Below are 10,137 nucleotides of genomic sequence, written 5' to 3'. Positions count from 1 at the left end.
TTCCGTCCTGGAGCCGCACGTCGGCTTCGACCGTCGGCCGGCCGCGACTGTCTAGAATTTGCCGAGCACGGACGGCGTGGATCTTTGATGAGGGGGACATCCGCGAGCTCCGATTGTATCGATTTGCACGCTCTAACACTTGCTTTGGGCCGGCGCGGCCAGGATCGCCGCATGGCCATGACCGCATTTTATGCCGGCCAGCATTCGCTGATCTCTTCTTCTCCACGCCAGCAAAGCCAGGGAATTCTACGATGGATGCAAAATGCCCTAACGCCGCGGCCGACGTGACCGCGATCTGTGCTCTCGAAAACCGGCGTTGCGACCTGATCAGCAAAGGTGACACAAACGGCTTAGCCGAACTGCTCACCGACGATTACGTCCACGTGCACGCCACCGGGCATATCGATGACAAGACCGCGGCGCTGAAGTCCTTTGAGGCGCGTCCCCGCCGCTGCAGCCGTGGGGATCTGGTGGTGCGGCTCATGGGCGATGTCGCCGTCGTGGTCGGGCCGCAAGTGAACATCATGCCGCGTGGAGACGCCGCCGCCGAGGAAGCGACTCTTATTGTGACCACAGTTCTGCGGCGCGAAGCCAGAGGCTGGCGCATGGCCTCGTTCCACGGCTGCCGGCAAGGCTGAGGGCCTTCTCGACGGTCGACGCAGTCACGCCCATAGCGAAAAGCTATATGCGCCGCACGATCAATGGGCGTAGGCTTTAGGAAAATTAAAACAGGCGCTTGAGCCGCACCGTCCGCAGAGCTTCTGCTGTCAGACCAAGCTAGGGAGGCATTGACGTGGCAAGCCCAGAAACACTGGAATCGGACGCCCGGGTAAACCAGCCCACCCCGTTCCTGGAGCACGAAATCAGCTCCCCGGCCGATCTCCAGGCGCTGCGGGATCTGTGGAAGAGCTTGCCCCGCATTCCAAAGCTCGTGCAGGGGGACGAGGCTCCGGTCATCTCCAACACGGCGACGCAATGCGTCCGTCTCGCGCTCGCGAGCGAAGAGAGCGCTGGCGCCGTGCAGGTTTGCCATACGACGCTCCTGCCGGGCATCGGCGCGCCGATGCACCACCAGCCTCAGGAGGATGAGCTCTGGTTCGTCGTCGAAGGCGAGTTCGTCTGGACCGTCGGCAACCTCAAGCAAACCGTGCGGACGGGTGGCTTCGCCTACATTCCACGGAACACGACGCACGCCTTTGAGAATGTGACCGACAGGCCGGCCGTGATGTTCGCCATCAACATGCCCGGCGGCCACGAGCGCGGCTTCATGGCGGCGGCGAAGATGCGCGCCGGCGGCAGGCCGAACGAACAGGTGCGCGCCGCGCTCGCCGATTACGATTTCCACTTCCACCAGGTCGGGGACCATCCGGCGGGGCCGTGAACCACCCGACATGGCCGGCGGGGGTCCCAGGGGGTCCACAGCCCAGGGACGCGTAAGCAGCGCGCCCCGCCCCCTCCTGCGCCGGTCGTGCGCCGGCAGCGGACTCATCCCTGTCCGCTGCCGGCAATCGGCGCTGTATTCCCAGTGACGTTAGCGGAGGAGGAGCGATGGACGCGCGCCGACTAAGCTATTTCGCCTGCATTCTCGAGGAAGGCAGCATCACGGCCGCGGCGGCGCGGCTGCGTCTGTCTCAGCCGGCGCTGACCAAGGCGATGAAGCTCCTTGAAGAGGAGCTTGGGGTGGTGCTGTTCGAACGCACGATGACGGGCATTTCCCCAACCACCTATGGCGACGCGCTCTACAGCCGCGCCAAGGCGGTTCTTTCCGAATTGCAGCGCGCGGAGGAAGAAATCGCCACGCTGCGCGGCATGGCGGGCGAACGGTTTCGCATCGGCGCCCTGCCGACCCTGACCGCCAGCGTGGTGGCCAGGGCCGTCAACGAGGTCAGCCGCCGGTTTCCCGATCTGCAGATCCGCATTCAGGAAGGTCAGACGCAGACGCTGTTCAGGGCTCTGCGCCGGCGCGAACTCGATCTTTGCCTGGTCTATTCCGGCAATGTGGTCGGCGAGCACGGTTTTGAGAGCCACGTGATCTTTCGCGACCAGTTGAAGGTGGTGGCCGGCGCCCGCCACCCGCTCGCCACTCGGCCCGTCGTGACCGTCGCCGACCTCGTCCCCTATCCCTGGTGCTCCGCCGTGACGGGAAACTGGCCGCTCGTCCAACATATGTTCCAGGCGGCGGGATTCGAACCCGCCCAGCCGCGCGTCGATCCTGGCGGAGCGGTCCAGTTCCTGAAGGCATTGGTGAGCACGAGCGATCTTCTGGCCGTGCTGCCCCTCCACGCCTTCGTCGGCGAGCGGGCGCGGGGCGAGTTGGTGGTCCTGCCGATCGACAGCATCGCCCTGGATCGCGAGATCGTAGCGCTCCGGCCGAAGGAACCGGAGCTGCCGGCGTCGGGCCGGGCGCTGCTCGCCGCCCTCTCCCGCGCCGCCCTCGCGCCGCTGACGGAAAGCGCCGCCTGATAAACGGCGGCTATGCCGTTCGCCGCAATCTATGCGTTTGCGCCGCGTCCAGCGGCTATGCCGTCAAGGACAGCAGCCACAAGGACATGTGACCGATGACGACCCCGCCGCTTGCGGGCGTTCGGGTGCTCGAGCTCGCACGCATCCTGGCCGGCCCCTGGGCGGGCCAGGTCCTCGCCGATCTTGGCGCCGACGTGGTCAAGGTCGAGGCCCCTGAGGGCGATGAGACCCGGCGATGGGGACCGCCCTTTGTCGGGATGGCTAACGGGAGCGCGGGGGACGCCGCCTACTTCCATGCCTGCAACCGCGGAAAGCGTTCTATCGCCGTCGACCTGCGCAGCGAATCCGGCCGCGAAATCGTCCGGCGGCTGATCGCACAATCCGATGTCCTGATCGAGAACTTCAAGGTCGGCGACCTCGAGAAGTTCGGGCTCGGCTACGACCAGGCCCGCGCGCTCAATCCTCGCCTGGTCTATTGCTCGATCACCGGCTTCGGCCAGGACGGGCCTTATGCAGCCCGCCCGGGCTACGACTTCGTGGCCCAGGGCCTGAGCGGCGTCATGGACCTGACGGGCGAACCCGGCGGCGAACCGCAGAAGGTCGGGGTCGCCTTCGCAGACCTCTTTACCGGCCTCTACGCCGTCGTGGCGATCCAGGCGGCGTTGCACGAGCGGGCGCGGTCAGGCGAGGGCCAGCGCATCGACGTCGCCCTGCTCGACACCATGGTCGGGGTGCTCGCCAACCAGGCGTTGAACTATCTCGTGTCAGGCCGGGCGCCGCGCCGCCTCGGCAACGTGCATCCAAACATCGCGCCCTATCAGGTCTTCAACGCCCGGAACGGCCCCTTCACCCTCGCGGTGGGCAACGATCGGCAGTTCGAGAGCCTCTGCGTCGCATTCGACGTCGCAGGTCTCGCCGACGAGCCGCGCTTCAAGACCAACGCCGACCGCGTGGCGCATAGAGACGCCCTGGCCGAGGCGCTGTCACGCGTCTTCGGCCATCTGTCGCGGGAGGACGTCCTGGCCCGCTGCGTCCGCGCTGGCGTCCCCGCCGGCGGGATCAACACTGTGGCGGAGGTCTTCGAAGACCCGCAGGTGCAAGCCCGCCGGATGCGCTTGGCGCTGCCAGCGCCCTGGGCCGAGAGCGGCGTGGTCCCCGGCGTGCGGACGCCGATCCGCTTCAGCCGCACCCCGCTTGCGGAAGGCCGCGCCTCGCCCCTCCTGAGCGAGCACGCCGAACAGGTCCGGCGCGAGCTGGCCGGCGAGCCGCGGCCGGACTGACCGCACTCCGCCGCTGTCGCCGTCTCAGGTGAGTCGGTGCAGCAGCGGCTCGTCGCGCCGGATGCGCTGGCAATTCTCGATCGCCACGCCAAGACTCCGTTCCAGCGTCTCCTGGGTGAGCCAAGCCACATGCGGCGTCACCACCACGTTGGCCAGCGCCAGCAGCGGATCGGACGGATCGACTGGCTCGCGGTCGAAGACGTCGAGGCCCGCCCCGCGCAACCGCCCACCTTTCAGGGCGTCGACCAATGCAACTTGGTCGATGAGTTCGCCCCGGGCGGTGTTGATGAGGATGGCGCCCGGCTTCATTTGCGCTAGCGCCTCGGCGTTGATCAGCTGGCGGGTGTTTTCGGTCAGCGGCGCGTGCAGGGAGACGATATCCGCCGTCTGAAGTAATTCGCCAAGCTCGCGATGCTCGGCGACCTCAGTCTTGCGCGGCTCGCGCTCGGCGTAGATGACCCGCGCGCCCAAGGCCTTCAGCGCCGGCGCGAGGCGGGACGGCACAGCGCCGAAGCCGACGAAACCAACGATCTTTCCGCAGATCTCGCCGACCGTGTCGATGACCGCCAGGTCCGGCGTCCAGCCCTGCCCCCGGCGGATAAGCAGATCGAAGTAGTTGAGGCGCCGCAACGTCGCCAGGATCAGCGCCAGGGTGATCTCCGCCACCGCCTGGCTGTTCGTGCCCGGCATGTTGGCGACCGCCACACTGCGAAGCTTGGCGGCCTCCAGGTCGATGGTGTTGACGCCCACCCCGATCTTCTGGATCAACCGCAGGCGCGGCGCGGCGGCGATCATCGTGGCCGTCACGGGCTTGAGCACGTGAAGCAGGACCTCGGCCTCGGCGATCTCTCGGGCGAAACCGGCGTCGTCGGTCTCGTCGACCACCACAGCCTCGATGTCCGCGGCGCTGGCCATCTGAACGAGACGATCCCGAAACCCCGGGCTCGCCCGGTATTGCAGCACGGCCTTCATGCATTTTCTCCAGCGGCGCCGCGAGGCGGGATCACAAATTCTGTAGTTTGTCGCGCCAGGTCGCGGCGGCTGCGGTCAGCGACAAGCCGCTCGCGGCGAGCAGTTCGCGCGCGGTTTCACGCGCGAAGGCCCGCTCGCGATCGGCCAGATAGTCCACCGGCGATTTGCCATCGATGCGGGCGAGCAGAAGAGCCGCCACCAGCGAAGCGGCGCGGGCGTCGAGCGCCCATCGCTCTTCCCAGCCGACACCGTTGAAGTAGCTGTCCCGCAACTCCGCGAAGGCGGCCAGGACCTCCGCGCTATGGGACCTTCGCCATAGCGCCTTGAGCAGCAGGTGGGTGCAGCAGAACGCGATGTCGAAGGCGGGATCGCCGAACCAGGCGCACTCCGCGTCGAGGAACACCGGCCCCTGCGGGCCGCACAGCAGGTTCTTGGGGCTGACGTCCCCGTGCACCAGGGCGACCTTGTGGGCCAGCGTCGTCGAGGCGATGGCCTCCAGGCGCGTGCCGAGATCGGGATGCGCCTGGGCGGTGTGGCGCAGGAAGGGTTCGACACGCAGGGCCGTGAACAGGTCCTCAGTTGCGAAGCCTGCTGCAACGTCCCGCGCGCCGGCCGTTCTGCCATGGATCATCGCGAGCGTGCGGCCCACCTGCCGGGCGAACTCCGGGGCGACCTGGCCGGCGGCCAGGTCGCTCTTCCAGAGACGGTATTGAGCCGGCGGAAACCAGGTCATGGCGAACCGGTTCGCCTCGGGATCGTGGGCGAGCACCTCAGGCGCGATCCCTTCATCGAAGGCCCGCACCGTGCGCAGCCACGCGACCTCGTAGTTGGACCGCGCCAGCGGGACGCGCCATTCCGAACTCACCCGAAGTTGGGCCACGGCGCGCTTCAGGCAGATCGGCCCGGACCGAAGATCGACGCGGAATACATCGCTCGACACGCCGCCGGTCAGGGGGACCAGCCGCGGCGCCTCGTCGGCCTGCGCAAGACCGACCCGCCGGAGCCAGGCGATCAGTTCGTCGTCGTCGCTCGGCATCAGGCGCCTGCGCAGCCTGTGTCGTCGGGCTCCTGGACGACGTCGTTGGCCAGGACGCCGATCCGTTCGACCGTCACCTCGATCCGGTCCCCCGCCTTCATCCAAAGCGGCGGACTGCGCCGCGAGCCCACCCCCGACGGCGTGCCGGTGGCGATCACATCGCCCGGAAGGAGCGTGGTGATCTGCGAGAAATAGGCGATCAGCTCCGGCAGGCCGAAGACCATCAGGCCCGTCGAGCTCTGCTGTACGATCTCGCCGTTGAGCCGGGTCGTGAGCAGGGTGGCGTCCCAATCCGGCGCCTCGTCGCGGGACACGATCCACGGGCCGATCGCGCCGGTGCGCTCGAACGTCTTGCCCGCGCTGACCGCATGCTTCTGGAAGTCCCGGATGCTGCCGTCCATGAAGCAGGTAAAGCCGAACACGTGCTCCAGCGCCTGGGAGGCCGGGATATGCCGCCCGGCCCGACCGATCACCGCGGCGAGTTCGCCTTCAAAGTCGAAGCAGGTCGAGGCGCGTGGCCGCCACAGGGACTCGTTCGGCCCGACGATCGATGCTGTCGTCCGCAGAAAGCTGACCGGGTCGCTCGGGAGATCCTGAGCCGTTTCGGCGACATGTGCGCGATAGTTGAACCCGACGCAGAAGACCCGCCCGCGCCGGATCGGCGCAAGGAGCCGGACAGAACGCAATGGCGCCGGCTCGCCGTGAGGCGCGCTTCCGGCCGCACCCAGCGCCCAATCGGCGCAGGCGCCATCGCCCGCCAAGGGAATGACGTGGCGTTCCTTGAGTATTCCAACTCGCTCCTCGCCCTTGAAGAGGAACCGCCCGATGCGCATTCGACACCCCTGCTCTTTTGTCTGACCGTTCGATGGTTTTGCGGCGGCGGCCGGCCGTATCGTCGTCGAAGCTCTGGCGAACCCGATCAGGCGAAAGCCGAGAGCCCCGTCTGAGCGCGGCCCAGGATCAAGGCATGGATGTCGTGGGCGCCTTCGTAGGTGTTCACCGTCTCGAGGTTGATCATGTGGCGGATGATCGGAAACTCCTCGGAAATGCCGTTGCCGCCGAGCATGTCGCGCGCCATGCGGGCGATATCCAACGCCTTGCCGCAGTTGTTCCGCTTCACGATTGAGACCATCGCCGGATCGAACCTGTCCGCCTCGATGAGGCGTCCGACGCGCAGGCTCGCCTGCAGGCCCAGCGCGATCTCGGTCTGCATGTCCGCCAGCTTCTTCTGGAACAGCTGTGTCTGAGCGAGCGGCCGGCCGAATTGATGACGCTGGAGCCCATAGGCGCGGGCGGTGAGCCAGCAGGCCTCCGCCGCGCCCATCGCGCCCCAGGAAATCCCGTAGCGCGCCCGATTGAGGCAACCGAATGGCCCGGCCAGGCCGCTGGCGTTCGGCAGCAAGGCGTCCTCCGACGCAAAGACGTCGTCGAGCACGATCTCGCCCGTGATCGAGGCGCGCAAGGAGAGCTTCCCGGAGATCTTCGGCGCCGAGAGGCCCTCGGCGCCCCGCTCCAGGACGAAACCGCGGATCTTGCCGTCATGAGCATCCGATTTCGCCCAGACCACGAAGACGTCGGCGATCGGCGCGTTGGAGATCCAGGTCTTCGATCCGGTGAGCCGGTAGCCTCCCGCGACCTTCCTGGCCCGCGTCCGCATGCCGCCCGGATCGGAACCCGCGTCGGGCTCGGTCAGGCCGAAGCAGCCGATCAGTTCGCCGCTCGCCAGGCGCGGCAGATAGCGCCGCCGCTGCGCCTCGCTGCCGTAGGCGTAGATCGGATGCATGACCAGGGACGACTGCACCGACATCATCGATCGATAGCCGGAGTCGATCCGCTCGACCTCGCGCGCGATCAGGCCATAGGCCACGTACGAGGCCTCCGCTCCGCCATACTCGGCGGGCAAGGTGGGACCGAGCAGGCCCGCGTCGCCCATGTCCCGAAAGATCGCCGGGTCCGTGTGCTCCTGGCGATAGGCGTCCCTCACCCGCGTCGCGAGCCTGCGCTCGGCGAACGTCCTGGCCGCGTCGCGGATCTGCCGCTCCTCCTCGGTCAACTGCTCGTCGAGCAGAAAGGGATCGGCCCAGTTGAAAGAACTCATGCTCATTGTCCCAAAGGCGTCGCGGAAGATTCTGGACCTGCAGCGGAAAGACCATGCGTCCGGTTGCTCACGGCGCCGCCAATTCAGGCCCGAGCTTCTTCATCTGTTCTTGAATTCGCATCGCCTCACGGGTTGAACCTAGCCCCGGTCTCTCGCCCTACGTTCATGAAAAGGCGTTATAGCCATTCGGGCAGCATTGGCCGCGCCGACGCCGGTGTCGCTGATCCGAACCCAGGCCAGCGCCCACCGGCCCAGCGCAGGCGGTTATGGATGGCACCCCCTTTCTATCTGCGGGCTCGGCTCGGGATTGATAGCTTTCCACCCTCGGCGGACGGCCGCCTTGGGGGCTCGACCCAATGAATGTTCAGCGCAGTTGCTGCGAACCAACGCCCGATGACCAAGCGGAACCGGAAGATCGTCGGCGCGACACCGTCCGCGATCTCCAGGACCTGCTCGGAGAGGTGATCCTGTACGTCGACGGCGAGGACGCGGCCGCCCTCGTCCATCGCATCCAAAGCGTCGCGCGCACGGACACAGCCGAGCTGGAAAGCCTGCTCTCCAGCCTCCCGGCCGAACAGGCGATCTATGTTGCGCGCGGGCTCGTCTGCGCCGCCATGCTATCGGATCTGGCGGAAAATGCTGCGGACGGCGGCGAGGCTCCACAGACCTTGGCCGCAGCCGCCGAGCGCCTAGGCGCATCGGCGGATCAGATCATGCTGCAGCTTGCGCTGTCGCCTGTGCTCACCGCCCATCCCACCGAAGTTCGCCGTCGCGCCGTGGTCGAGCGCGAGGCGCAGATCGGCCGGCTCATCTCGCTACGCCGGAAGGCTTTGTCACCGGCGCAGGAAGAACGCCTGAATGAAGAGCTTTTCCGCGAGCTCGCCCTCCTGTGGAAGGCGCGCATGCATCGGCCGACACGGATCACTCCCGCAGATGAGATCCGCAACACCCTGGCTATCGTTCGCGACTCGATCCTGCCGGCGCTCAGTGAGCTCTATCAAGACTGGAGCGAGCAGTTCGGAGACATCGCCCCGCTGACGCTCGCCTCCTGGCTCGGCGGCGATCGCGACGGTCATCCTGGCGTCAATGGCGAGACGCTCGCGCTTGCCCTGCGCTCGCAGGCGCGACTGATCCTCAACCATTACTCGGACGAGGTTCGACGGCTGTGGTTCGACCTGGCGGTCAGCTCCGCCTTCGCGCCAGCAAGCGCAGGAGTTCTCGCGCTAGCCGAGGCCTCGCCGGACCGTTCCGTCCACCGGCGAGACGAACCCTACCGTCAGGCCCTGCAGGAAATCTGGGAGCGGCTCGCCACGACGGCGGACCGCATCGCCGGCGGAGCTTGGGGCGGCGCCTCGCCGGCCTACGAGAATTCAGGGCAGTTCGTCGCTGACCTGGAGACCATCCGCACCTCGATTCGGCAGCATCTTGGTGAGCGCGTGGTCGGCGCGCGGCTGCGAACGCTGATCGCGCTCGCCAAGGCCTGCGGATTCCATCTTCTTGTGCTCGACCTGCGCCAGAACGCTGATGTTCATGAGCGCGTGGTAGCCGAGCTCTACAGCCGCGCAGGGATCGCAGACGACTACATGTCCCTTGGCGAGGCGGAACGGGTTCGCCTGCTTTGTCAGGAACTGAGCCACGAACGGCCGCTGCGCTCGGCCTTCCTCCAGTACAGAGATGAGACCGCCGCCGAGTTGAGCATGCTTGACGCGGCCGCCGAGGCGGTCCGGCTTTACGGTGAAAGAGCGCTGGGGGCCTACGTCGTCTCCAAGACGGCGACGCTCTCCGACATCCTCGAGCCGCTGGTGCTGCTCAAGCAGGCGGGGCTGGTCCGCGGCGGAGCGGATGGGCGCAGCGCCCTGCGCGTCACCCCCCTTCTCGAGACGATTGCAGATCTCGAACGTGGGCCGGACCTCATGCGCCAATGGCTTGCGCTTTCGCTGCCGCCGGCGATGTTCGGCGAACCCGGCGCGCGCGAGGTGATGTTGGGCTATTCCGACTCCAACAAGGACGGGGGATATGTCGCCTCCCGCCACCACGTGGCTCGGGCGACGGCGCACATCTCGGCGCAGGCGCAGACCGCAAGCCGCAAAATCGCGTTCTTTCACGGCCGCGGCGGTTCCGTCGGCCGCGGCGGGGGACCGGCAGCTGAGGCTGTGCTGGCCCAACCGCCTGATACGGTGAACGGCCGCCTGCGCCTCACCGAGCAAGGGGAGATGATCTTCCGCCGCTTCGGCGACCCGGCCGCCGCGCGGCGCAACCTGGAGGGCCTGGCCGCCGCCGTTCTGGTC

9 protein-coding genes are annotated in these 10,137 nt (G+C 67.3%); 5 read left to right on the top strand and 4 right to left on the bottom strand.

The window, feature by feature from the left end; all coding sequences use genetic code 11:
* Window positions 1-251 precede the first annotated feature (251 nt).
* The 4 genes from VJS38_RS09855 to VJS38_RS09840 all read left to right on the top strand — a co-directional run bounded on the left by VJS38_RS09855 (window position 252) and on the right by VJS38_RS09840 (window position 3,743).
* Entirely contained in the window at window positions 252-638 is a 387-nt protein-coding gene (locus VJS38_RS09855) for a nuclear transport factor 2 family protein (protein WP_324087978.1), read from the top strand.
* Between the two features lie 155 nt (window positions 639-793).
* A complete protein-coding gene (locus VJS38_RS09850) occupies window positions 794-1,381 on the top strand; it encodes a cupin domain-containing protein (protein WP_324087977.1) in 588 nt (195 codons plus the stop codon).
* A 167-nt stretch (window positions 1,382-1,548) separates the two neighbouring features.
* The gene (locus VJS38_RS09845; protein ID WP_324087976.1) at window positions 1,549-2,463 is read left to right on the top strand and encodes a LysR family transcriptional regulator; all 915 of its coding nucleotides are present in this window, start codon (window positions 1,549-1,551) and stop codon (window positions 2,461-2,463) included.
* A gap of 95 nt (window positions 2,464-2,558) precedes the next feature.
* The gene (locus tag VJS38_RS09840) at window positions 2,559-3,743 is read left to right on the top strand and encodes a CaiB/BaiF CoA-transferase family protein (protein WP_324087975.1); all 1,185 of its coding nucleotides are present in this window, start codon (window positions 2,559-2,561) and stop codon (window positions 3,741-3,743) included.
* Between the two features lie 24 nt (window positions 3,744-3,767).
* Here VJS38_RS09840 and VJS38_RS09835 read toward each other — a convergent pair whose 3' ends face one another.
* The 4 genes from VJS38_RS09835 to VJS38_RS09820 all read right to left on the bottom strand — a co-directional run bounded on the left by VJS38_RS09835 (window position 3,768) and on the right by VJS38_RS09820 (window position 7,849).
* Window positions 3,768-4,715: a 2-hydroxyacid dehydrogenase gene (locus tag VJS38_RS09835; RefSeq protein ID WP_324087974.1), complete on the bottom strand. Its 948-nt coding sequence runs from the start codon at window positions 4,713-4,715 to the stop codon at window positions 3,768-3,770.
* A 31-nt stretch (window positions 4,716-4,746) separates the two neighbouring features.
* Complete coding sequence (locus tag VJS38_RS09830) at window positions 4,747-5,751, bottom strand: phosphotransferase family protein (RefSeq protein ID WP_324087973.1); 1,005 nt, start codon at window positions 5,749-5,751, stop codon at window positions 4,747-4,749.
* On the bottom strand, window positions 5,751-6,584 hold the full coding sequence (locus VJS38_RS09825) for a fumarylacetoacetate hydrolase family protein (protein WP_324087972.1): 834 nt from the start codon (window positions 6,582-6,584) through the stop codon (window positions 5,751-5,753). The genes VJS38_RS09830 and VJS38_RS09825 overlap by 1 nt, the downstream gene beginning before the upstream one ends.
* Before the next feature lie 86 nt (window positions 6,585-6,670).
* On the bottom strand, window positions 6,671-7,849 hold the full coding sequence (locus VJS38_RS09820; protein WP_324087971.1) for an acyl-CoA dehydrogenase: 1,179 nt from the start codon (window positions 7,847-7,849) through the stop codon (window positions 6,671-6,673).
* A gap of 356 nt (window positions 7,850-8,205) precedes the next feature.
* Between VJS38_RS09820 and VJS38_RS09815 the strand changes: the two genes are divergently transcribed.
* A partial coding sequence (locus tag VJS38_RS09815; RefSeq protein ID WP_324087970.1) for a phosphoenolpyruvate carboxylase occupies window positions 8,206-10,137 on the top strand: 1,932 nt, incomplete at its 3' end.

The sequence above is a fragment of the Phenylobacterium sp. genome, assembly GCF_035276905.1.
Classification (GTDB): Bacteria; Pseudomonadota; Alphaproteobacteria; order Caulobacterales; family Caulobacteraceae; genus Phenylobacterium.
This window is presented reverse-complemented; position numbering and strand designations above follow the sequence as displayed.

Excerpts from the sequence above, each read along its gene's own strand:
- VJS38_RS09855 (WP_324087978.1), top strand. The coding sequence starts at position 252 with ATGGATGCAAAATGCCCTAACGCCGCGGCCGACGTGACCGCGATCTGT.
- VJS38_RS09845 (WP_324087976.1), top strand. The coding sequence starts at position 1,549 with ATGGACGCGCGCCGACTAAGCTATTTCGCCTGCATTCTCGAGGAAGGC.
- VJS38_RS09840 (WP_324087975.1), top strand. The coding sequence starts at position 2,559 with ATGACGACCCCGCCGCTTGCGGGCGTTCGGGTGCTCGAGCTCGCACGC.
- VJS38_RS09835 (WP_324087974.1), bottom strand. The coding sequence starts at position 4,715 with ATGAAGGCCGTGCTGCAATACCGGGCGAGCCCGGGGTTTCGGGATCGT.
- VJS38_RS09830 (WP_324087973.1), bottom strand. The coding sequence starts at position 5,751 with ATGCCGAGCGACGACGACGAACTGATCGCCTGGCTCCGGCGGGTCGGT.
- VJS38_RS09825 (WP_324087972.1), bottom strand. The coding sequence starts at position 6,584 with ATGCGCATCGGGCGGTTCCTCTTCAAGGGCGAGGAGCGAGTTGGAATA.
- VJS38_RS09820 (WP_324087971.1), bottom strand. The coding sequence starts at position 7,849 with ATGAGTTCTTTCAACTGGGCCGATCCCTTTCTGCTCGACGAGCAGTTG.